The following is a 23,397-nucleotide window of genomic DNA, read 5'->3' on the forward strand; positions in this document are numbered from 1 at the left end:
ACCTTCCGGAGATCACAGGAGACCAGCAGATGAACCTGCGCAGCTCATGGCTGGCCGAAACCGGCCAGACCCGCGAGGACACCCGACTGACCCAGTTGGGCGCGACCACCCCGACCAACCCGCTGGAGGTCCGGTCAGGCATCCTCCCGGGCTCCTTCGACGGCCAGTACCGCCTCTCCGGCTTCTGGATGGAGGGCGGCGCGGGCACCATGACCGCCAAGGTCCACGAGGGCCGGGCCGTCGTCCAGGCGGACAGCAACCAGGGCGCCTACCCCGTCACCCTCCCCGAACCGCAGTCCCTCACCTTCGTCGACGGCGAGGCCAACGACCGCATCGACCTCGTCGTCCTGAAAATCTCCGACAAGCTCTACGACGGCTCGGCGCAGTCCACGGTCTCCCTGGAGATCGTCAAGGGCAAGGCGGACACCAACCCGACCCCGCCGGCGCTCCCGGACATCGCGATGCCGATCTACCGGGTCACCGTCCGGGCCGGGATCAGCGCCGGCAAGGGCGGCATCAACTGGAACAACGACGTGACGGACCTGCGCTCCACCACCGTCGCGATCGGCGGCATCCTCCCCGCGTACGGCGACACCGGCAACGGCGCCTACCCGGGCCAGTACCGCGACTCCGGCGGCGCCCTCCAGCGCTGGGACGGCTCCGCGTGGGTCTCCTACCCGAGCGCCCTGGGCGGCATCGCCCCGGCCGGCACGGTCACCACGGCCAGCTACACCGGCCAGTACCGCGACAGCTCCTCCGGAGTGCTCCAGCGGTGGAACGGCTCGACCTGGGTGTCGTACCAGCCGGTCGCCAACTGGACCGACTACACCCCGGTCTGGCGCAGCGAGAACGGCACGGCGCCCACGATCGGCAACGGCACGCTGGCCGGGTCGTACGTGAAGACCGGCAACGTCGTCCAGGTGCGGATCTATCTCAAGATCGGCTCGACGACCAACCTGGCTGCCCAGGACACCAACGGCGACTGGTCCTTCTCCCTGCCGACCGCGCCGGTGTCCACCGCCTGGAAGCTGGACGGACGGGTCATGACCGCGGAGGCGTTCGACGCCTCGGCGGGCCTGTTCCACCAGGGCACCGGTCTGCTCGCGACGGCGAACGGCGGCATGGTCTACCGGCTGCGCGACACCCTGAAGACCAGCACGGGCGTGTGGGACAAGTCGCTGCCGTTCGTGTGGGCCGCCAACGACGTGCTGTCCCTCCACGGCACCTACGAAGCCGCCTCCTGACCCCTGCCGACAGGACCCGCCATGAACGCACGCTCCGCCTGGCTGTCCACGGACGGCCAGACCCGTGAGGACACCCGCGTCGCCGCGCTCGGTGCCCTCACCCCCACTTCGCCCATCGGTACCCGCTCGGGAATCCTGCCCGGCTCCTACACCGGGGAGCACCGCGTCTCCGGCTTCTGGCTCGCGGGCACCAGGGGCACCATGACCGCCACCGTGAGCTCCGGGCGGGCCGTCGTCCAGGCGGCCGAGTCCCGCGGCGCCTACCCGGTGGCGGTCACCGACGGCGTCCCGCTCACCTTCGAGGACGGCGACGCCCTGTACGACCGGATCGACCTGGTCGTCCTGCGGATCTACGACCACGCCTACGACGGCAGCGACCGCACCGAGGCCGTCGTCGAGATCGTCAAGGGCAAGCCGGAGGCCACCCCGGCCGCGCCCGCGGCACCGGGCCTGTCCCTGCCGCTGTTCAAGGTCGCCGTCCCCAAGGGCCGCAGCTCCGGCACCGGCGGCATCGACTGGGACACGGCGCAGACCGACCTGCGGCCCACCACCGTCGCCGTCGGCGGCATCCTGCCGGCCGGCCCGGACGACACCGTGACCGGCGCCTATCCGGGCCAGTACCGCGACGTCAACAGCACGCTCCAGCGTTGGAACGGCACGGCGTGGGTGCCGTATCCCAGGGACGTGGGCGGCATCGTCCCGGCCGGCGCGCTCACCAGCAGCGGTTACCCGGGCCAGTACCGCGACTCCGCCGCCGGACAGCTCCAGCGCTGGAACGGCACGGTGTGGCTGCCGGCCGTGCCGGGGCCGGTGTTCGCCAACACCCTGGACGCCGGGTCGACCACCTCGACCACCTACACCCCGACACTCGCCGACGCGTCGGCCACCCCGCTCACGCTCACCTTCACGGCCCCGCCGTCCGGCTCGGTCCTCATCGGCCTGGGCGCCCGCATGCTCACCCGGTCCAGCGAGACCGTCTCCGCCTACATGTCCCCGCAGGTCACCCAGGGCTCCACCGTCATCTGGGCGGCCGACGACGAGCGCACCGCGACGAGTTCGGGGGACATCGGCAAGTCGGTGTCGACCCAGCTGCGGTTGAACGGCCTGGCCGTCGGCACCACCTGCACGGTCACCGCCATGTACCGGTCGACCAGTGCCACGGTCACCTGCTGGTTCGACGCCCGCTATCTGCGCGTCGACCCGATCGCCTGAACTCCCGCCTCACGCTTCACGGAAAGGAGTCGACCATGCCCGTCCGTTCCGGCTGGCTCTCCCCCGACAGCCAGTCCCTGGAGGACACCAGGGTCGTCCCGCTCGGCACGCTCACCCCGACCTCGGCCGTCGCCACCCGCTCCGGCATCCTGCCGGGCTCCGCCGACGGCCAGTCCCGCATCTCGGGGTTCACCCTGACCGGCACCGCGAACTCCATGACCGCCACGGTCAGCCCCGGCCGGGCCGTCGTCCAGGGCACGGACGCCCGTGGCGCCTACCCGGTCGCGCTCACCGAGTACCTGCCCCTCACCTTCGAGGACGGCGACGCCCAGTACGGCCGCCTCGACCTCGTCGTCCTGAAGATCTACGACGACACCTACGACGGCTCCGGCCGCACCGAGGCCGCCGTCGAGATCGTCAAGGGCACCCCGGCCGCCATCCCGGTCGTACCGGCCGCGCCCGCCATGTCCCTGCCGCTGTACGAGGTGACGGTGCCGAAGGGCGCGAGCGCCGGCACCAACGGCATCCCCTGGGGCACGGCCCTCACCGGCCGCCGTACCGCGACGGTCTCCGTCGGTGGCATCCTGCCCGTCACCACGGACACGGCCATCGGCGCCCATCCCGGCCAGTACCGCGACATGAGCGGCGTCCTGCAGCGCTGGACGGGCACCGCCTGGGCCGACTACCAGCCGCCGGTCGCCGTGGAGACCAACACCACTGGCGTCACCGCGTCCGGCAACTGGTCGCTGAGCTCGTACAACGCCCGCCGTACCCGCGGTGTCTGCTCCTTCAGCGTCTCGCTCGCCCGGACCACCGCCTCCCTCACCGCGACGGCCGCCGGAAGCACCAACCCGGGCAACGTCAACGACGAGCTGATCTGCACCCTGCCCGCCGGGTGGCGGCCCGCCAACGACACGTACGCGTCCGCCACCGACGGGTACGCGGACGGCGCCGTCCGCATCAACCCCGACGGCACGGTGTACCTGCTCAGCTGGTCGACCAGCGGTGTCATCCAGGTCGGCAACACCCTGCGGTTCTCCGCCTGCTTCGTGCAGTGACCACCGCCTCACCCAGGAGCTGACCGCCGCATGACCACCAACACCCCGTACCGCGCGATCTTCTGCGATCTGCGCGAGGACACCACCATCGACATCCTGCCGCTGCGGGACGTCACCGTCGACGACTACATCGGCAAACCCGGATCCCTCTCCGGCACCGTCCCGGTACCCGACGCGGCGATGGCCGCCCGGGTCCGCCGCATCGAGGAGGGCCGCACCGCGGTCTACCTCCAGCGCGGCAACGACCTGTGGTGGGGCGGCATCGTCTGGACCAGCACCCTCCAGAGCGACGACCGGGGCGTGCTGACCCTCGGCATCCAGGCCGCCACCTTCGAGTCGTACGCGGCCCGCCGCCGCATCCGCGCCAGTCTCTACTACAAGAACCAGGACCCGCTGGCCGTGGTCCGCGCGGTGTGGACCTACCTGCAGACCACCCTGCCCGGCAGCGACATCGGAGTCACCTACGGCGACGAGAGCTCGAAGGAGCGCCGCTCGGGCAACTGGCGCGACGGCGACGAGACGATCTACCTGGAGGCCATCGACGCGATGGCCGCCGTGGAGCCCGGATTCGAGCACCACATCGCCGTCTACCGCGACCCGTCCACCGGGCAGCGGGTGCGCCGGCTGCGCCTGGGCAGCCCGAAGATCAACACCGGGACCACCGACCTGGTCATGGACCGGCCGGGCAACATCCTGGCGTACTCCTTCCCACGCGACGCCACCCGCGGCGGCACCACCGCGCGGGCGCGCGGCGCCACGGACAACTCCAACCAGGCCGCCGAGTCCCGTCCGCTCTTCGCCGACGCGCCCGAGGCCACGGAGCTGATCAACGCCGGCTATCCGCGCATCGACCTGTCCTCAGACCACAACGAGGTCTCCGACACCGCCACCCTGCTGTCCCTCGCCAAGGCCGAACTGGCCGAGGCCACCGGGGCGGTGGTGATCCCCGAGATCACCGTCCGCCTCGACGACCTGGTGCCGCCCGCGCTGCTCGGCCGGACCGTGCGCATCCGCATCACCGACGAGTGGTTCACCGAGGGACTGAACAACCGCTACCGGATCATCGGCGTCAAGGTCAGCCCCGCGCAGCGCGGCCGCCCCGACACCGCCGAGCTCTACCTGGAGGAGGTCTGATGCCCCAGTTGCCCGAGGACATCATCGACCGGCTGACCGCGATGGAACGCCGGATCCAGCAGCTGTCCACCGCCGTCAACACCCGGCCCGCCCTCAACAAGGTGTCCCAGGGCGGCGTGGAGATCAGCAACGGCGGCTATCTCACCGTGTGGCCGCCGGACGGCGGTCCGGCCGTGTTCGCGGTCGGGATGTGGTCCGAGGAGGAGTACGGCCTGGCCATCCGCCGCCAGACCGGCTCCATGGCCCTGAGCCTGCACAACGGCGACGGCACCTCCACCTCGCAGCAGCCGCTGCGGATCTTCGACCGCAACGGCAAGGAGATCTTCGCCGACGACGTCGACACCGGCGGCCTGGCCCGCCCGTGGCTGTCGATGACGATGCCGACCGACACGGCCCTGGAACGCTGGCCGCGCACCACCTCGGGCAGTTGGTCGACCGTCGCCCGGTCCTGGAACCCGCTGTGGCAGCCGAAGATGCGGATGTACATCTCGACCTCGGTGTCCTCCGGCGCCACCGGAGAGGTCCGGGTCATGGTCAACGACACCCAGTGGGGCGGCACCGTCACGGCTCCCGCGGCGTTCGACTACACCGACTTCGTGGTCAACAACTTCGACGCCTCGTTCAGCAACCTGCTCAAGTTCGAGATCCAGGCCCGCGTCGCCTCGGGCACCGGCACGGTCTACGCCCAGCCGCGGATCATGTACGGCCTCCAGACCACCTAGTGCCCCCGACATCGGAGGAACCCATGGACATCGACCCCACCCAGCCCTGGGGCGTCGCGATCGACTACGCCGGCCGCGCCACCCTCACCGAGGCGGGCCACACCGTCTACATCAACGTCACCGACACCAGCCTCAGCAGCATCATCACGCCCGACCCGCTCACCGGCCGCCACGCGTCCGTCAGCGTCACCGCCCAGTTCACCGAGACCGGCACCAACGGCGCCGTGCTCCGCGGCTACGGGCGGATCGGCGTCGAGCCCGTCGGCACGGACCCGGTCGTCCCCGACCCGACGGCCGTACCGCGCGCCGTCGCCGCGGCGGTCGCCGACTTCCGGTCCAACACGGAGGCGTACGTGAACCTGTGCGCCCGGTGGACGCCGGACGGCGAGCCGGAGCCCGACCCGGACGGCGGTACGGACCCCGCCGCCTGAGCCCCCGCCCGTCCCTTCACACCCGACGCCCCGAGCCGCCCGACCGGCCGGGGTTCTCTCATGCCCTGGAGGCACCGCCCATGGCCAGACCCCTGTCCGCCGACGCCCTCGTGTCCGCCCTGCGGGCCGAGGGCGTCACCGTCGTCGAACACCCCGGATGGCGCACCCACAACCGCAACCACAAGGGCAGTTGGGGCCCGCTCAACGGCGTGATCATCCATCACACCGTCACCTCCGGGACCACAAACAGCGTCAACCTCTGCTTCGACGGCCACTCCGAGCTGCCCGGCCCGCTCTGCCACGGCGTGATCGCCAAGGACGGCACGGTCCACCTGGTCGGCAACGGACGCGCCAACCACGCCGGCGTCGGCGACCCCGACGTCCTCGCCGCCGTCACCGCCGAGCGCGCCGAGCTGCCCGCCCCCCGCCACAGCACCACGGACGGCAACGCCCACTTCTACGGCTTCGAGTGCGTCAACCTCGGCGACGGCAGGGATCCGTGGCCCGAGGTCCAGCTCGACGCCATCGAGCGGGCCGCCGCCGCCCTGTGCCGGGCGCACGGCTGGAGCGCCCACTCCGTGATCGGCCACAAGGAGTGGACCAGCACCAAGATCGATCCGCGTGGCTTCGCCATGGCCGACCTGCGCGCCCGCATCGCCGCGCGCCTGGCCAGGAAACCGACCGGCTCGGCCCCTGCGCCCAGCACCCCGCAGTACCAGCCGTTCCCCGGTGCCGAGTGGTTCCGGAAGACCCCCCGGTCCGCGATCGTCACGGCGATGGGCAAGCGCCTGGTCGCCGTCGGCTGCTCCGCCTACACCTCGGGCCCCGGCCCGCAGTGGACCGAGGCCGACCGCCGCTCCTACGCCAAGTGGCAGCGCAAGCTCGGCTACTCCGGCGCCTCCGCCGACGGCTGGCCCGGCGCCAAGTCCTGGGCGGCGCTGAAGGTCCCGTACAGCTCCTGAGAAACGAGGTCCACCGTGTCAGAGGCCGCCAAGCGAACCCTCCGTACCGTTGTCCAGACCGCTGTCGGCCTGTGCGTCCTGCTGCCGGCGGTCGTGGGCGCCGTCGGCGTCCCCGAAACCCTCCCCTGGGTCGCCGGCGCCCTGGCGGTCGCCGGGGCCGTGACCCGCGTCATGGCCCTGCCCGCCGTACAGGCCGCCCTTCCCTCCTGGCTGCGGACGAGCACGCCGGACGCTGCGACATCGGAAGAGCGCCGAGAGGAGGGCAAGGCGTGACCGATCCTGCCTCCGTCTCCGATCGGGCCGTCGTCGCCGTCGAACTCGAACGCCTGCGGGGCACCGTCGAGGCCGGCTTCGCCCGGGCCGACGGGCAACTCGCCCTGCTGGTGCAGCGCAGCGACCAGACCGACAAGCAACTGGCCGACCACGAGCAGCGGCTGGACGCGCTGGAACGCTCCCGCTGGCCCATCGCCAGCATCGGCGCCGTGGCCGCCGTGGCGACGACGGCCGTCGCGGTCTGGGAACTGACCGGCCGCTGAACACGCCGGAGGGCGGCCACCCCGCTACGGGGTGACCGCCCTCCGGTATCGAGCCGCGCTCCTGACCCTGACCGTATTCGGCGAAACGTCCGCTTCCGGCGCCAGGCGGCTGCTAGCTTCGGGGCCCATGCGACCCGACCACCGGTTGACCCTCGACGCGTCGACAGCCGACTTCGCCGTCGATGTCGCGAACATCGTGCGCAACACCGCACTGGGTGGCAGTCGCGGTGCCGAACTCAGGCGACTGCTGCACGTGTTGGACGCGCTGGCCGCCTTCCACCGCGACGACGCCGTACAGGTCTACTGCGTCACCGACCGTTCGCTGATGACCGACGAGCGGCTGACGGCGGCCGAGCGCGAAACGCTGGGGAGCTGGTCCTCGGACGGGCTGCTGGAGGTCCTGCCGGTCGCCGACGACCGACTGGTCGAACTCGCCTCCGCGGCCCGGCTGCGCGTGGTCACCGACGACAACTTCCTCGACTACTACCGCGAACACCCCTGGCTGCCGGGCGACCGTCAGCACTTCCTGCGGGCCGTCGCGGGCCCGGACGGCACGGTCCATGTGCGGCCCCGGATCATGCCGGAGCCGGAGGACTGGCAGATCTCGCGCAAGGAGGAGGAGAGCGCGCTGCTCGCCGCGGGCCTGTACGACCGGCGGCTCGGCGGCGCCCGCCAGGACCTGCTCCTGCGGCACTGGTTGTGCCCCGAGCCCGGCTGCCCGCTGTTCGGTCCCTCCCGCGGCGGCGGCCAGCCCTGCCCCACCCGCCGCGGCGGCACCGTCCGTTGCCCGACGCACGGCGTGGCGCTCAAGGACACCGGCGCCCGGCCGCACCAGGTCCAGCTGAAGGTGCGCAGCGAGGGCGAGGTACGGCACCGCTTCCTGCTCGTGGAGGGCCAGACCCTCACGGTCGGCCGCGCCCCCACGGTGGCCGGCGACGCGGTGCCGCTCGCCGCCCACCTGGGAGAGGCGGCGCTCCAGTGGATCAGCCGCAACCACCTCGTGCTGGAACTGGCCGGCCGCAGCCTCACGGTCCGGGACATCAGCGCCAACGGCACGCGCATCCGCGGGCCCCGGGGCGAGGACGTGCGTCTGCCGCCCCAGGGGACGCGGCGGCTGCGTCGGGGCGAGTCGATCGTGCTGCACGACACCGCCTTCCTGGAACTCAGCGGCCGGAACTTCTTCTTCGACGACAACGGCGTCCGGGCCCCGCAGGAGGGGCCCGAAGGCGGCCGGCCGACGGCCGCGGCCAGGGAAACGGCCCACCCGACGATGCTCGCGCCCGGCCCGGAACGCGGCCGAGGGGCCGGGGGAACACCCGGTCGCCGAGCAGGCGGAGGACAGAACCAGAGGTCCCGGGGGAAGCGGGGGCGGCGATGAGCGGGACCCTGCTCGCCGGACGGTACCGGCTGGTGCGGCGCCTGGGCAGCGGGGGCCAGGGCACCGTTCACGAGGCCTGGGACGAGAACCTGCAGCGACCGGTCGCCGTGAAGACGCTGGCCCTGTCCGCCGACGGGGGCGTCACCCACCGCGCGATGATGCACGGCCGGTTCGACCGTGAGGCCCGGGCCCTGGCCCGTCTGAAGCACCCGCACGTGGTGACCATCCACGACCGCGGCGAGCACGACGGCACCCAGTACATCGTGATGGAGCTGCTGGCGGGCCGGAGCCTCGCGGCGGAGCTGGAGACCCGCGGGCCACTGCCCGTCGACGAGGTGCTGCGCCACGCCGGGCAGATCGCGCAGGGCCTGGAGGCCGCCCACGCCTCGGCGATCGCGCACCGGGACATCAAGCCGACGAACCTGCTGCTCACCACGGAGCAGCGGGTGAAGATCTGCGACTTCGGTCTCGTCACCCAGGTGTCCCCGCACGGACCGGGCTACACGGTCCGCGGCAGTGTGCTCGGCTCCCCCGGCTACATGTCACCGGAGCAGGCCGCGGGCGGGCCGGGCGACGCACGTTCCGACATCTTCTCCTTCGGTGTGACGCTGTACGCCCTGCTCGCCGGGGCCTCCCCGTTCGCCGCCCCGGACCCGGCCGCCGCCGTGGTACGGGTGCTCGGCGCGCCCCCGGAACCCGTCACGCACTGGCGCTCTGACGTTCCGGCGGCGGTCGCCTCCGTCATCGGCCGGATGCTGCAACCGGCCCCGGAACGACGGCCGGGGATCGAGGAGGTACGCGGTGAACTCGCGGCCGCCGCCCGGCACGCCACCTGGGCGTTGGGCGGCGACCGGCGGCCGGGCGGGGCCGCGGCCCCCCAGGGCGGGCCTGCGGCGCGCGGGCGGGCCGCCGTTTCGGCCCAGCAGCTCGTGGTCCGGGAACGGGACATCCCCACCGGCGTACCGAACGGTCCCGGTGGACAGGACGCCCCGCGCTCCCCGGGCAAGCAGTCCGGTGCCACCGGGACGTCCCTGGCCGAGCGTTTCTGGCCCGGCCTCGAGGAGGCGGAGCGACTGCTGGTGAATGGCGAGGCCGCCGAGGCGGAGAAGACGTTCGCGCGGATCTCCGCCGAACTGACCGCGCTGAGCGCCGCCGACCACCCCGCGTTCTTCGCCGCCCTCTTCGGACGCGCCAGGGCCCTGGCCGCCCTGGGCCGGCACGTCACCGCCCGCAACCGGCTCACCAGGCTCAACGACCGCCTCGTCAGCACCCTCGGCCCCGGCCACCAGCTGACCGCGGCGGTGGGGCGCCAGCTGCGCGACAGCCCTTGATCCCTGCCCTTTCGGCTAACGCTTGTGGTTCGCCTGGCGGCGCGGCTGCGGGCGCCAGATCGTCTGCCGGGAGTCCCAGGTCCGCAGGTGCTTGCGGTCCCTGGAGAAGAGCCAGGCCAGCGCCACCACCCACAGGATCGCGTCGGCGACGACGAAGGGGTCCTCGGCCCCCTTCGTCTCGTAGTACGCCGCGCCCCTGATCAGCGCGCCGGAGCAGGCGACGAAGCCGACGGCGAACTGGAGGCGGTTCCATGGCCGCCAGGGTGACTTCCGCGGTTCGTGCAGCCAGCGCAGGGGCTGGTGCAACGGCGGCCGGTAGGCGCCCCGCAGCCGAGCGGCCGTACGCAGCCGCAGGCCCAGGGGGACAAGCATCAGGGCGAGGATCTGCACGGTCAGCAGCCCGCTGATCTGCACGTTGAACCAGCCCCAGCCGAGCCAGGCCGACGCCGCCCAGAGCGCCGCCCACACCATGGTCCACTCACCGGCGCGGTTGAGGGCCTCGCGACGGTGCGGACTCGACACCGGCACCGTGCCCGCCATCGGCGCCTTCACCGTCGTACCACTCTGCTTGGGCTTCGCCGCCTTCTGCTTGGGCGCCGCCGCCTTCTGTTTGACGACCGTCTGTTCCTGCTTCTGCTGGGCGGCCGCCTGCTTCTTCGCCTCCCGCTGCCGCACGTCACGCACCGCGTACTTGGCGCACACGGCGCGCACCGCCTGCTCGCCAGGGCCACCCTTGCCGCCCAGGTCCTTGATGAGCCCGTTGAACCACTCCACTTCGGCGCCCGCCGGAAGCGGGTGGCCGGCCTGCAGTGCCCCGAGCCGCTTCGCGGCCTCCGTTCCCGGCAGCAGGGCGAGCAGCAGCCCCGCCAGTACCGCGTGCGATCCGGGGTCTCGCAGTTCTTCGGGCACCGTCGCGCGACGGCTCACACTCGCGCGCCACTGCTTGACCAGGCGGGCGTGGGCCTCCTGGACGCCCTTGAGCTGGCGCAGCGGCGCGAAGTCGGCGAGGACCCGCAGGAGCTTCTGGTCGATCAGATCCGCGATCAGCTGCGTGGCCTCGGCATCGCCACCCCGGACCGTCGCGGCGCACGTCTGGGCGAGGGAGGTCACCGTCACGACCCGGCCGTGGTAGGCGGCCGCGCCCGACGGCTCCAGCCAGCGCAGCAGATGCAGCACCTTGGTCTCGGTCGGCTCGGCCGACAGCAGCCGACCGAACAGCATGTCCAGGTCCCCGCGGCCGACCGCGCCGGGCAACTGCTCCGCCCAGGAACGCAGTTCCTTCAGGCGGCGGCGCTGGGTCTCGTTGGGTTCGGGAGTGCCCAGCAGCTTCCTGGTCAGGTCGGCGCCGGACTCCCGCAGGGCACGGGCCAGTTCCGCCGCCGTGCGGTGCGCCTCCCCGCCGAACGAGAACGCCTTGCCGGCGGTGCCCTGCGGCGGTTGCGCGGGACTCGCCTTGGCCGGGGCCGCCTTGGGCGGGGTCTGCTTGCCCGCGCTCTCCTTGCCCGGAGCCGCTTTGGCGCCGGCCTGCTTGGCCGCCCCGGAGGCCGCCGGCGGCTGTAGGTCGACCTGGGTCGGCGCCGCGCCCTGGTGCGCCTTGGGCGCCGGGCCCGGTGCCTGTGTCTCGCCGTCGAGCCAGCTCAGTACCTGCCGAGCGCCCCATCGCCTCGCCGGGTCGCGTATGAGCAGTCCCCGGCACAGCGTGAGCAGCGGGCCCTCGGGCATCTGACGCAAGTCGATGTCCCGGTCGAGCAGGGCCCATTGGATCTCTTCCAGCCCCATTCCGGCGAACGGCGGTGCCCCGGTGACGAGCTGACGGACGATCATGCCAAGCGACCACCAGTCCCAGGCGTTGGTGACCGCACCGCGTCCGGCCTCCGGCGGCGCGTAGGCGGGTGTCCTGGAGGTCGTGCCGTTCACCAGGGCCTGGTCGCGGCTGATGCCGAAGTCGGCGATCACCACATGCCGCCGGTCCGCTTCGAGGAGCAGGTTCGCCGGTTTCAGGTCGCGGTGGACGATGCCCGCGGCGTGCAGTGCGTTGATCCCTCCGGCCAGTTGGTTCACCAGACGGATGATGTCGGCGCTGCGCTGCGGTCCCCCGCGCAGCAGCCCTTCCACGGTGCCGCCGGACAGGTACGGCATGACCTCGTAGTCACGGCCGTCGTCACGGCCGTCCTGGATCGTGCCCTTCTTGAGGATGGGCATGAGCGCGCTGTGCTGCAGCAGGTGGAGCTTGCGCCACACCTCCCGCTGGGCGCCGAATCCCCACCGGTAGAGCTTTACCACCCGGTCCCGGCCGGCGGAGTCGCGCACCCGGTAGACATCCGCCTCGGCCCCCTGCCCGGGCAGCGGGGCGATGAGCTGGTACGTGTGGAGCGGCTTCGGGAGTGTCATGCCCATCCCGGGAGAGGTCCGGCTCATCGACGGCCGCACCTCAGGACCCGGACGTGCACATCGGCGGCGAGGCGCAGGGAGTCGCCCGGCTTCAGCCGCACCCGGCTGCCGGGGCTGAGCCGCCGTCCGTCGAGGAACGTGCCGTTGGTGGAGTCCTCGTCCCGGATCCAGCCGGTGCCGTCCGGGTCCACGAAGACCGTGGCGTGCCGACGGGAGAGGTTGTGGAACCGCTCAAGGATCTCGCCGTCGGGGCATCCCTGGCGTTCCCGCCCCAGGATCACCGTCTTTCCCACCGGTACGACGATGGACCCCGTGGAGAACTGGAGCTTGAGGCCCGCCGACGAGGCGGGCCGGACCGGATCGCGTACCGTCACCCCGGCCGCGACCGGAACGGCCGCGGTCTTCTTCTTCGCCCGCGCCGGGACGGGCTGGGTGGCGGGGCGGACCGTGAGCCTCAGCGGGGTGAGGCACCCCCGGCACACCAGCTGGGCAGGGGTGGTCGGTCTGACCCCGCAGGGGCAGGTACGCAGCCGCTTTCCGCTCCCCATCCGGTGCCCCCCGCCGGCGTTGCGCTTCCCGTCTTCCCGCAGGCCGAGGCAGAGACAAATGCCCAGCTCGCGGCCCTATTTGGCCATATTAGCCGCTCTAGCGACGGCGGGAGAGGAAAACGGCGGGCCCCGACGAACGCCGAAGGGCGGCCACCCCACACGGGGTGACCGCCCTTCAAGCGATCGCTCGCGATTACTGGTTGTACGGACCGTAGTCGTAGTCCTCCAGCGGAACGGCCTGGCCGGAGCCCGTGCCGAACGGCGAGTAGTCGATGTCGTCGTAGCCGACGGCCGAGTACATCGCGGCCTTGGCCTCCTCGGTCGGCTCGACCCGGATGTTGCGGTAGCGGGACAGACCCGTACCGGCCGGGATGAGCTTACCGATGATGACGTTCTCCTTGAGGCCGATCAGGGAGTCGGACTTGGCGTTGATCGCCGCGTCCGTGAGGACCCTGGTCGTCTCCTGGAAGGACGCCGCCGACAGCCAGGACTCCGTGGCCAGCGAGGCCTTGGTGATACCCATGAGCTGCGGACGACCGGAGGCCGGGTGACCGCCCTCCTGGACCACACGACGGTTCTCGTGCTCGAACTTCGAGCGCTCGACCAGCTCGCCGGGCAGCAGCTCGGCGTCGCCGGACTCGATGATCGTCACACGGCGCAGCATCTGCCGGATGATGATCTCGATGTGCTTGTCGTGGATCGACACACCCTGCGAGTTGTACACCTTCTGGACCTCGCCGACCAGGTGGACCTGGACGGCACGCTGACCCAGGATGCGCAGCACGTCGTGCGGGTTGGTGGCACCCACGGTGAGCTTCTGGCCCACCTCGACGTGCTCGCCCTCGCTGACCAGGAGTCGGGCACGCTTCGAGATCGGGAACGCCGTCTCGTCGCTGCCGTCGTCCGGGGTGACGACGATCTTCTTGGTCTTCTCGGTCTCCTCGATCCGGATGCGGCCCTGGGCCTCGGAGATCGGGGCGACACCCTTCGGGGTACGGGCCTCGAAGAGCTCGACGACACGCGGCAGACCCTGGGTGATGTCGTCACCGGCCACACCACCGGTGTGGAAGGTACGCATCGTCAGCTGGGTGCCGGGCTCACCGATGGACTGGGCGGCGATGATGCCGACCGCCTCACCGATGTCGACCAGCTTGCCGGTGGCCAGCGAACGGCCGTAGCACATGGCGCAGGTGCCGACGGCGGACTCGCAGGTCAGGACCGAGCGGGTCTTGACCTCGGAGACGCCGTTCTTGACCAGCTCGTCGATGAGCACGTCACCGAGGTCGGTACCGGCCGGGGCCAGCACCTTGCCGTCGACGACGATGTCCTCGGCGAGGCAGCGCGCGTACACGGACGTCTCGACGTCGTCCGCCTTGCGCAGGACGCCGTCGGCGCCGCGCTCGGCGATGGCGAGCCGCAGACCGCGCTCGGTGCCGCAGTCCTCCTCGCGGATGATGACGTCCTGCGACACGTCCACCAGACGACGGGTGAGGTAACCCGAGTCGGCGGTACGCAGGGCGGTGTCCGCGAGACCCTTACGGGCACCGTGCGTGGAGATGAAGTACTCCAGCACGGACAGACCCTCACGGAACGACGCCTTAATCGGACGCGGGATCGTCTCGTTCTTCGCGTTCGACACAAGACCACGCATACCGGCGATCTGACGCATCTGCATCATGTTGCCTCGTGCACCCGAGTTCACCATCATGAAGATCGGGTTGGTCTTCGGGAAGTTGTCGTTCATCGCCTCGGCGACCTCGTTGGTCGCCTTGGTCCAGATCGCGATGAGCTCCTGCGTGCGCTCGTCCTTGGTGATCAGACCGCGCTCGTACTGCTTCTGGACCTTCTCGTCCTGCGCCTCGTAGCCGCGGACGATCTCCTTCTTCGCCTCGGGAACGACGACGTCGGAGATGGCGACGGTGACACCGGAACGGGTGGCCCAGTAGAAGCCGGACGCCTTCAGGTTGTCGAGCGTCGCCGCCACGATGACCTTCGGGTACCGCTCGGCGAGGTCGTTGACGATCTCGGAGAGCTGCTTCTTGCCGACCTCGTAGTCGACGAACGGGTAGTCCTCGGGCAGCAGCTCGTTGAAGAGCGCACGGCCCAGGGTCGTCCGCAGACGGAACGAGTCACCCTGCTGCCACTCCGGCTCGCCCTCCTCCTGCGCCGGCGGGGTCCAGCCGCGCGGCGGGATGGTGCCCACCGGGAAGCGGATGTCCACGCGCGACTGCAGCGAGAGCTCACCGGCGTCGAACGCCATGATCGCCTCGGCGACGGAGGAGAAGGAACGCTCCTCGCCCTTCACCTCGCGCATCTCGCCGTCGGTGGTGAGGAAGAACAGACCGAGGACCATGTCCTGGGTCGGCATCGTCACCGGACGGCCGTCGGCGGGCTTGAGGATGTTGTTCGAGGACAGCATCAGGATGCGGGCCTCGGCCTGCGCCTCCGCGGACAGCGGCAGGTGCACGGCCATCTGGTCACCGTCGAAGTCCGCGTTGAACGCGGTGCAGACGAGCGGGTGGATCTGGATGGCCTTGCCCTCGACCAGCTGCGGCTCGAAGGCCTGGATGCCGAGGCGGTGCAGGGTGGGAGCACGGTTCAGCAGCACCGGGTGCTCGGCGATGACCTCTTCGAGGACGTCGTACACGACCGTGCGGCCGCGCTCCACCATGCGCTTGGCGCTCTTGATGTTCTGCGCGTGGTTCAGGTCGACCAGGCGCTTCATCACGAACGGCTTGAACAGCTCCAGCGCCATCGCCTTCGGCAGACCGCACTGGTGCAGCTTCAGCTGCGGACCGACGACGATCACGGAACGCGCGGAGTAGTCCACACGCTTGCCGAGCAGGTTCTGACGGAATCGACCCTGCTTACCCTTCAGCATGTCGCTGAGGGACTTCAGCGGGCGGTTACCGGGACCGGTGACCGGACGGCCACGACGGCCGTTGTCGAACAGCGCGTCGACGGCCTCCTGGAGCATGCGCTTCTCGTTGTTCACGATGATCTCGGGCGCACCGAGGTCGAGAAGGCGCTTCAGTCGGTTGTTCCGGTTGATCACACGGCGGTACAGGTCGTTCAGGTCGGAGGTCGCGAAGCGCCCACCGTCCAGCTGCACCATCGGGCGGAGGTCCGGCGGGATGACCGGGACGCAGTCGAGGACCATGCCCTTGGGGCTGTTGGAGGTCTGCAGGAAGGCAGACACGACCTTCAGCCGCTTCAGCGCACGGGTCTTCTTCTGGCCCTTGCCGGTACGGATGATCTCGCGGAGGCGCTCGGCCTCCTCGTCGAGGTCGAAGGACTCCAGGCGCTTCTGCAGCGCCGCGGCACCCATCGAGCCGTCGAAGTACGTGCCGAAGCGGTCACGCAGCTCGCGGTAGAGCAGCTCGTCGCCCTCGAGGTCCTGGACCTTGAGGTTCTTGAAGCGGGTCCACACCTCGTCGAGACGGTCGATCTCGCGCTGGGCGCGGTCGCGCAGCTGCTTCATCTCGCGCTCGGCACCCTCGCGCACCTTGCGGCGCACGTCGGCCTTGGCACCCTCGGCCTCGAGCTCGGCCAGGTCGGTCTCGAGCTTCTTGGCCCGGCCTTCGAGGTCGGCGTCGCGACGGTTCTCGATCTGCTGCCGCTCGACGGAGACGTGCGCCTCCAGGGAGGGCAGGTCGCGGGTGCGGCGCTCCTCGTCGACGTACGTGATCATGTACGCGGCGAAGTAGATGACCTTCTCGAGGTCCTTGGGAGCCAGGTCGAGCAGGTAGCCCAGACGGCTCGGGACGCCCTTGAAGTACCAGATGTGCGTGACGGGGGCGGCCAGCTCGATGTGGCCCATCCGCTCACGGCGCACCTTGGCGCGAGTGACCTCGACGCCGCAGCGCTCACAGATGATGCCCTTGAAGCGGACGCGCTTGTACTTGCCGCAGTAGCACTCCCAGTCCCGGGTCGGACCGAAGATCTTCTCGCAGAAGAGTCCGTCCTTTTCGGGCTTGAGGGTGCGGTAGTTGATGGTCTCGGGCTTCTTGACCTCGCCGTGGCTCCACTGACGGATGTCGTCAGCGGTGGCCAGACCGATCCGGAGCTCGTCGAAGAAGTTGACGTCGAGCACTATGCGTCAATCCCTCTCAGGGTTGTAAGTCTTGGGGTCTGAAACGGGGGTCCCGGGGCCGGCGGGCCTTCGACTGTGTGGGTCAAAGGCCCGCCGAACTCCCGTCAGACCTCTTCGACGCTGCTCGGCTCGCGCCGGGACAGGTCGATGCCGAGCTCCTCCGCAGCGCGGAAGACGTCCTCGTCGGTGTCGCGCATCTCGATGGACATACCGTCACTGGACAGCACCTCCACGTTCAGGCACAGGGACTGCATCTCCTTGATGAGCACCTTGAAGGACTCGGGGATGCCGGGTTCGGGGATGTTCTCGCCCTTGACGATGGCCTCGTAGACCTTCACGCGGCCGGTGACGTCGTCGGACTTGATGGTCAGCAGCTCCTGGAGGGCGTAAGCGGCGCCGTACGCCTCCAGCGCCCACACCTCCATCTCGCCGAACCGCTGGCCACCGAACTGGGCCTTACCACCCAGCGGCTGCTGGGTGATCATCGAGTACGGGCCGGTCGAACGGGCGTGCAGCTTGTCGTCGACCAGGTGGTGCAGCTTGAGGATGTACATGTACCCGATCGAGATCGGGTCCGGGAACGGCTCACCGGAGCGGCCGTCGAACAGCCTCGCCTTACCGGTCGGCTGCACCATGCGCTCGCCGTCGCGGTTCGGGATGGTGTGCTGGAGGAGACCCGCCAGCTCGTCCTCGCGGGCACCGTCGAAGACCGGGGTCGCGACGTTGGTGCCGGGGGCGACGGAGTCGGCGCCGATCACCTGGAGGCGCTGCGCCCAGTCCTCGGCGAGACCGGAGACGTCCCAGCCCCGGCTGGCGAGCCAGCCGAGGTGGATCTCCAGCACCTGTCCCGGGTTCATTCGGGACGGCACACCGAGCGGGTTGAGGATGATGTCGACCGGGGTGCCGTCCTCCAGGAACGGCATGTCCTCGATCGGCAGGATCTTCGAGATGACGCCCTTGTTGCCGTGGCGGCCGGCGAGCTTGTCACCGTCGGTGATCTTGCGCTTCTGCGCCACGTACACGCGCACCAGCTGGTTCACACCGGGGGGAAGCTCGTCGCCCTCCTCGCGGTCGAAGACGCGCACACCGATGACCTTGCCGGTCTCGCCGTGCGGCACCTTCAGCGAGGTGTCACGGACCTCACGGGCCTTCTCACCGAAGATCGCGCGCAGCAGGCGCTCCTCGGGCGTCAGCTCGGTCTCACCCTTGGGCGTGACCTTGCCGACGAGGATGTCACCGGCGATGACCTCGGCACCGATGCGGATGATGCCGCGCTCGTCGAGGTCGGCGAGGACCTCCTCGGAGACGTTCGGGATGTCCCGGGTGATCTCCTCGGGGCCGAGCTTGGTGTCACGGGCGTCGACCTCGTGCTCCTCGATGTGGATCGAGGAGAGGACGTCGTCCTGCACGAGGCGCTGCGACAGGATGATCGCGTCCTCGTAGTTGTGACCCTCCCACGGCATGAACGCCACGAGCAGGTTCTTGCCGAGCGCCATCTCGCCGTTCTGGGTGGCCGGACCGTCGGCGAGGACCTGGCCCTCGATGATCCGGTCGCCCTCGTTGACGATGACCTTCTGGTTGACCGAGGTGCCCTGGTTGGAGCGGGCGAACTTGGCCAGGCGGTACGTGATGTACGTGCCGTCGTCGTTGGCGGTGGTGATGTAGTCCGCGGAGACCTCCTGGACCACACCCGCCTTCTCGGCCTTGACCACGTCGCCGGCGTCGACGGCGGAGCGGTACTCCATGCCGGTGCCGACGAGCGGGGACTCGGACTTGATGAGCGGCACGGCCTGACGCATCATGTTCGCGCCCATGAGGGCACGGTTGGCGTCGTCGTGCTCGAGGAACGGGATCATGGCGGTCGCGACCGACACCATCTGGCGCGGCGAGACGTCCATGTAGTCCACGTCGTCACCGGCGACGTAGTCGACCTCGCCGCCACGGCGGCGGACCAGGACGCGGTTCTCGGCGAAGCGCATGTCGTCGTTCAGGCCGGCGTTGGCCTGCGCGATGACGAAGCGGTCCTCCTCGTCGGCCGTCAGGTAGTCGACCTCGTCGGTGACCTGGCCGTCGACGACCTTGCGGTACGGCGTCTCCACGAAACCGAACGCGTTGACGCGGCCGTAGGAGGCGAGCGAACCGATCAGACCGATGTTCGGGCCTTCAGGGGTCTCGATCGGGCACATACGTCCGTAGTGGGACGGGTGCACGTCACGGACCTCGAAGCCGGCCCGCTCACGGGAGAGACCACCCGGGCCAAGAGCCGACAGACGGCGCTTGTGGGTGAGACCCGACAGCGGGTTGTTCTGGTCCATGAACTGCGACAGCTGGCTGGTGCCGAAGAACTCCTTGATGGAGGCGACGACCGGCCGGATGTTGATCAGGGTCTGCGGCGTGATCGCCTCGACGTCCTGGGTCGTCATGCGCTCACGGACGACACGCTCCATACGCGCCAGACCCGTACGGACCTGGTTCTGGATGAGCTCGCCGACACTGCGCAGACGACGGTTGCCGAAGTGGTCGATGTCGTCGGTCTCGACGACGATCGTCTGACCGCTGTCGGCGGTCGTCTCGGTCTCACCCGCGTGCAGCTTCACCAGGTACTTGATCGTCGAGATGACGTCCTCGACGGTCAGGACGCCCGCGTCGAGCGGAGCCTCCGCACCCAGCTTCTTGTTGACCTTGTAGCGGCCGACCTTGGCCAGGTCGTAGCGCTTCGGGTTGAAGTACAGGTTCTCCAGAAGCGTCTGCGCGGCCTCACGCGTGGGGGGCTCGCCCGGACGCAGCTTGCGGTAGATGTCGAGCAGCGCGTCGTCCTGGCCCTGGGTGTGGTCCTTCTCCAGGGTGGCGCGCATGGACTCGTACTCGCCGAACTCCTCGAGGATCTGCTCGGTGGTCCAGCCGAGCGCCTTGAGCAGGACGGTGACGGACTGCTTGCGCTTGCGGTCGATGCGGACACCGACCATGTCGCGCTTGTCGATCTCCAGCTCCAGCCAGGCACCCCGGGACGGGATGACCTTGGCGGAGAAGATGTCCTTGTCGGACGTCTTGTCGATGCTGGAGTCGAAGTAGACACCCGGCGAACGAACCAGCTGCGACACCACGACACGCTCGGTGCCGTTGATGACGAAGGTGCCCTTGTTGGTCATGAGCGGGAAGTCGCCCATGAAGACCGTCTGGGACTTGATCTCGCCGGTCTCGTTGTTGGTGAACTCGGCCGTCACGAAGAGCGGGGCGGCGTACGTGAAGTCGCGCTCCTTGCACTCGTCGATGCTGTTCTTCGGCGGCTCGAAACGGTGGTCGCGGAACGTCAGCGACATCGACCCGGAGAAGTCCTCGATCGGGGAGATCTCCTCGAAGATCTCCTCGAGACCGGACTTGGTGGGGACGTCCTGACCGGACTCCAGAGCCGCCTCGACCCGACTCTGCCAGGCGGTGTTTCCGAGCAGCCAGTCAAAGCTCTCGGTCTGCAGCGCGAGCAGGTTGGGAACCTCGAGGGGCTCCTTGATCTTTGCAAAGGAGATGCGCAGCGGGGCGGTGCTGGCAGCGTTGTTCGTATTCGCGATCGAGGCGTTGCGCGAGGCGGCCAAGAGGGGGTCCTTCCGAGGGCTCGGACTCACTACGCGCGTACCGGCCCCTCTCTCGCGCACAGAGACAGAAATCCCAGGTGAGGGGTCTTCTGACGTCCGGACTCAAGTGAGGGCATGCCCCTGGTGACGGGCAGGGGACAGCTAACAGGCAGCGCAAAGGGTCAGTGTAGCCACTTGGCACACTGATGTCCAGTGCGGGTTTTTCGAGACCCTCGTTGTTCTCAACGCCCTCGGTCTGCTTGCCCTCAACGCACGGTGATACTGCCCTCTTCGTCGTCGATCCATGCCTCGGAACCCGGATCGTTGTGACGACGCGTCCTGAGAATTGCGCGCTGCGTGCGGTTCGTCAAGGCCCCCTGGCCCGAGCCCTGGGGGACCCGGAGACACGACGAAGATCACCATACCCCTCGTCAACCGAGGTGCAAGGTAACCGTGGCCGACCCCCGAGAACGCCGAAGAGCGACCACCCGGATGGATGATCGCTCTTCAGTGCGTGAGCGTTACAGCCCTAGAGGACTGTTTCAGCCTTCGCGAAGGTCTTACTTGACCTCGACGGAGGCGCCGGCGCCCTTGAGGGACTCGGCGGCCTTCTCGGCGGCGTCCTTGGCGACCTTCTCGAGGACGGGCTTCGGGGCGCCGTCCACGAGGTCCTTGGCCTCCTTCAGACCCAGGGAGGTCAGCTCGCGCACGACCTTGATGACCTGGATCTTCTTGTCGCCGGCACCGGTGAGGATGACGTCGAACTCGTCCTTCTCCTCCTCGGCCTCAGCGGTGGCGGCCGGGCCGGCCGGGCCGGCGACGGCGACCGCGGCGGCGGCGGTGACGTCGAACTTCTCCTCGAACGCCTTCACGAACTCGGAGAGCTGGATGAGGGTCATGCCCTCGAACTCGGCGAGCAGTTCGTCCTGGGTGAGAGCCACGATGGCTTTCCTTCCACTAATTCGGCTGGTGCCGGATGTACATGTCTGGCGGGCGTACGTTCGGCCCGCTACGACCGCTTCCTGGGGCGGGCTGCCTCAGGCGGCGGTCATGATGCGAGCCGAGTTACTCGGCACCGCCCTGCTCGTCCTGCTTGGCACGAAGCGCGTCCACGGTGCGGACGAGCTTCGACGGGAGCGCCTGGAAGACCTGAGCAGCCTGCGTCTGCTTGCCCTTCAGGGCGCCCGCCAGCTTGGCGAGCAGAACCTCGCGGGACTCGAGGTCCGCGAGCTTCTTGATCTCGTCGGCGGACAGCGCCTTGCCGTCAAGGACACCGCCCTTGATGACGAGGTTCGGGTTGTCCTTGGCGAAGTCACGAAGACCCTTCGCCGACTCCACCGGGTCACCGGTGACGAAGGCGACCGCCGTCGGACCGTTGAACAGGTCGTCGAGCGTCGAGATCCCGGCCTCGTTGGCCGCAATCTTGGTCAGCGTGTTCTTCACCACGGCGTACTGGGCGTTCTCACCGAGCGAACGGCGCAGCGTCTTGAGCTGCGCCACGGTGAGACCCCGGTACTCGGTCAGCACGGCGGCGTTCGAGCTGCGGAACTGCTCCGTCAGCTCGGCCACCGCGGCAGCCTTGTCGGGCCTTGCCATGAGCGTCGGCCTCCTTCCGGGTGAATGACGACCGCTCGGAAGGGGCTGGGGTAAACGAAACGCCCCGGCGCAGGCGCACGGGGCGTAGCTCGACCGGGCGGTCGCACGCACATGGGCGGCGGTCTCCGGGAGCGACTTCCACTGTCACCTGCGCGGGTCGTCCGCTGTTCAGCGGATCCTTCGGCCACCGGGCCCTCTTACGAGCGCACGGCAACGACCAGCGGTCTTTGGCTTCTGTAGGAGAGTACGTGAACGGGTCCCCGTCGAGCAAATCCGCCCGTACGGGGACTCGGACTCAGGCCTTGTCGAGGTCCTTCATCATCTCGGCCAGGTCCATGGTGTCCTTCGCGGGCGGCGCCGTGATGGTGACCGGCTTGTTGAGGTCGAGGAAGGTGAGCGTCATGTCGAGCTTGCCCTTGTCGGCGTCGCCGCGCATGCGGAACCGCTTGGTGTGGTCGTCACCGTCGACCCACATGTCCATGACGAAGCTGTCGACGCCCATGTCCTCGTACTGCTTCATGCTCTTCTCGCGCCGCTCGCGAGTGGCCTTGTCCTTGCCCTTGAAGGAGTCGCGTATGTCGTCGAGGGTGACGGTGCCCTTGTAGTGGGTGGTCTTGACCCCGTCGATCGTCTCGGCGCCGACCTCCTCGACGTCCTTGGCGCCGCTGAGGAAGGCGACCTCCGAGGTCGGGTTGCGGTCGGCCTGGGCGAGGCCCTTGGCGTCGGAGTTCAGGCCCTTCTCGGCGCCGCCCAGCTCGGAGGCGCCGAGCTTCATCCAGCTCTTGCCGTCCATCTCGCGGGCGGCCGCGTCACCGCCGATGTACAGCGCCTTGCCGATGATGCGCATCTCCACCGTGCCCTTGACCTCGGGGTCGTCGGGCATGTGGATCTTCATGCTCATGGCCGGGGGCTTCACGCGCATCGCCGCCTCGGCCTCGACGTGGCCCTCCCCCGGTATCTCGCCGCTCATCTCGTAGCGCAGCGAGCTGATCGCCTCGGTCTTCTTCGCCGCCTTGGCGACGGCCGCCGCGGGCGACATGGCGGGCGACTCCTCCGAGCCGCAACCCGTCGCGCCGGCGGCGAGCAGCAGGACGGCGAGCCCGGCGCCCGCGGTACGAGCGCGCACAGGACGACGTACGGCAGTCTTCATCGATTTCCCCCCAGGAAACGCACGGCTGACACACAGCCGGAA

18 protein-coding genes are annotated in these 23,397 nt (G+C 69.7%); 11 read left to right on the top strand and 7 right to left on the bottom strand.

Translation table 11 applies throughout. The annotated features are described in order from the left end of the window. The first annotated feature begins 29 nt into the window (after window positions 1-29). From ACGFNV_RS10900 to ACGFNV_RS10950, 11 genes are all read left to right on the top strand, one after another. Window positions 30-1,244, top strand: coding sequence for a hypothetical protein (locus ACGFNV_RS10900; RefSeq protein ID WP_393621237.1), 1,215 nt, complete (start codon window positions 30-32; stop codon window positions 1,242-1,244). Window positions 1,245-1,265: 21 nt separating this feature from the next. Next, the gene (locus tag ACGFNV_RS10905; protein WP_393621239.1) at window positions 1,266-2,456 is read left to right on the top strand and encodes a hypothetical protein; all 1,191 of its coding nucleotides are present in this window, start codon (window positions 1,266-1,268) and stop codon (window positions 2,454-2,456) included. 35 nt (window positions 2,457-2,491) lie between these two features. Beyond that, window positions 2,492-3,514, top strand: a complete 1,023-nt coding sequence (locus tag ACGFNV_RS10910) for a hypothetical protein (protein WP_393621241.1) — start codon at window positions 2,492-2,494, stop codon at window positions 3,512-3,514. 30 nt (window positions 3,515-3,544) lie between these two features. Then, complete coding sequence (locus ACGFNV_RS10915) at window positions 3,545-4,648, top strand: hypothetical protein (RefSeq protein WP_393621243.1); 1,104 nt, start codon at window positions 3,545-3,547, stop codon at window positions 4,646-4,648. Beyond that, window positions 4,648-5,370, top strand: a complete 723-nt coding sequence (locus tag ACGFNV_RS10920) for a hypothetical protein (protein WP_393621245.1) — start codon at window positions 4,648-4,650, stop codon at window positions 5,368-5,370. Before ACGFNV_RS10915 ends, ACGFNV_RS10920 begins: the two co-directional genes overlap by 1 nt. A 23-nt stretch (window positions 5,371-5,393) precedes the next feature. Next, a complete protein-coding gene (locus ACGFNV_RS10925) occupies window positions 5,394-5,801 on the top strand; it encodes an ATP-binding protein (protein ID WP_393621246.1) in 408 nt (135 codons plus the stop codon). An 80-nt stretch (window positions 5,802-5,881) separates the two neighbouring features. After that, window positions 5,882-6,763 carry a peptidoglycan-binding protein gene (locus ACGFNV_RS10930; protein ID WP_393621248.1) on the top strand — a complete coding sequence of 294 codons (882 nt, stop codon included), beginning with the start codon at window positions 5,882-5,884 and terminating at the stop codon, window positions 6,761-6,763. A 15-nt stretch (window positions 6,764-6,778) separates the two neighbouring features. Continuing rightward, complete coding sequence (locus ACGFNV_RS10935) at window positions 6,779-7,036, top strand: hypothetical protein (RefSeq protein ID WP_393621249.1); 258 nt, start codon at window positions 6,779-6,781, stop codon at window positions 7,034-7,036. Continuing rightward, the gene (locus tag ACGFNV_RS10940; RefSeq protein WP_393621251.1) at window positions 7,033-7,299 is read left to right on the top strand and encodes a hypothetical protein; all 267 of its coding nucleotides are present in this window, start codon (window positions 7,033-7,035) and stop codon (window positions 7,297-7,299) included. Before ACGFNV_RS10935 ends, ACGFNV_RS10940 begins: the two co-directional genes overlap by 4 nt. A 127-nt stretch (window positions 7,300-7,426) precedes the next feature. Further along, a complete protein-coding gene (locus ACGFNV_RS10945; RefSeq protein ID WP_393621253.1) occupies window positions 7,427-8,677 on the top strand; it encodes a hypothetical protein in 1,251 nt (416 codons plus the stop codon). Continuing rightward, entirely contained in the window at window positions 8,674-10,008 is a 1,335-nt protein-coding gene (locus ACGFNV_RS10950) for a protein kinase (RefSeq protein WP_393621255.1), read from the top strand. Before ACGFNV_RS10945 ends, ACGFNV_RS10950 begins: the two co-directional genes overlap by 4 nt. A gap of 15 nt (window positions 10,009-10,023) precedes the next feature. On the opposite strand, the gene ACGFNV_RS10955 is transcribed toward ACGFNV_RS10950, so the two are convergent. The 7 genes from ACGFNV_RS10955 to ACGFNV_RS10985 all read right to left on the bottom strand — a co-directional run bounded on the left by ACGFNV_RS10955 (window position 10,024) and on the right by ACGFNV_RS10985 (window position 23,355). Beyond that, window positions 10,024-12,426: a serine/threonine-protein kinase gene (locus ACGFNV_RS10955; RefSeq protein WP_393621257.1), complete on the bottom strand. Its 2,403-nt coding sequence runs from the start codon at window positions 12,424-12,426 to the stop codon at window positions 10,024-10,026. Next, a complete protein-coding gene (locus ACGFNV_RS10960) occupies window positions 12,423-12,947 on the bottom strand; it encodes an FHA domain-containing protein (RefSeq protein WP_393621259.1) in 525 nt (174 codons plus the stop codon). Before ACGFNV_RS10960 ends, ACGFNV_RS10955 begins: the two co-directional genes overlap by 4 nt. 193 nt (window positions 12,948-13,140) lie before the next feature. Further along, window positions 13,141-17,040 carry a DNA-directed RNA polymerase subunit beta' gene (locus tag ACGFNV_RS10965; protein ID WP_133927700.1) on the bottom strand — a complete coding sequence of 1,300 codons (3,900 nt, stop codon included), beginning with the start codon at window positions 17,038-17,040 and terminating at the stop codon, window positions 13,141-13,143. 104 nt (window positions 17,041-17,144) lie between these two features. After that, entirely contained in the window at window positions 17,145-20,630 is a 3,486-nt protein-coding gene (gene rpoB / locus ACGFNV_RS10970) for a DNA-directed RNA polymerase subunit beta (protein ID WP_393621261.1), read from the bottom strand. 539 nt (window positions 20,631-21,169) lie between these two features. Beyond that, window positions 21,170-21,553 carry a 50S ribosomal protein L7/L12 gene (gene rplL / locus ACGFNV_RS10975; protein ID WP_393621500.1) on the bottom strand — a complete coding sequence of 128 codons (384 nt, stop codon included), beginning with the start codon at window positions 21,551-21,553 and terminating at the stop codon, window positions 21,170-21,172. A 121-nt stretch (window positions 21,554-21,674) separates the two neighbouring features. After that, window positions 21,675-22,205 carry a 50S ribosomal protein L10 gene (gene rplJ / locus ACGFNV_RS10980; RefSeq protein ID WP_016434607.1) on the bottom strand — a complete coding sequence of 177 codons (531 nt, stop codon included), beginning with the start codon at window positions 22,203-22,205 and terminating at the stop codon, window positions 21,675-21,677. Window positions 22,206-22,500: 295 nt separating this feature from the next. Continuing rightward, entirely contained in the window at window positions 22,501-23,355 is an 855-nt protein-coding gene (locus ACGFNV_RS10985; protein ID WP_393621263.1) for a DUF1396 domain-containing protein, read from the bottom strand. Window positions 23,356-23,397: the final 42 nt, after the last annotated feature.

The sequence above is a fragment of the Streptomyces sp. NPDC048751 genome (assembly GCF_043198595.1).
Classification (GTDB): Bacteria; Actinomycetota; Actinomycetes; order Streptomycetales; family Streptomycetaceae; genus Streptomyces.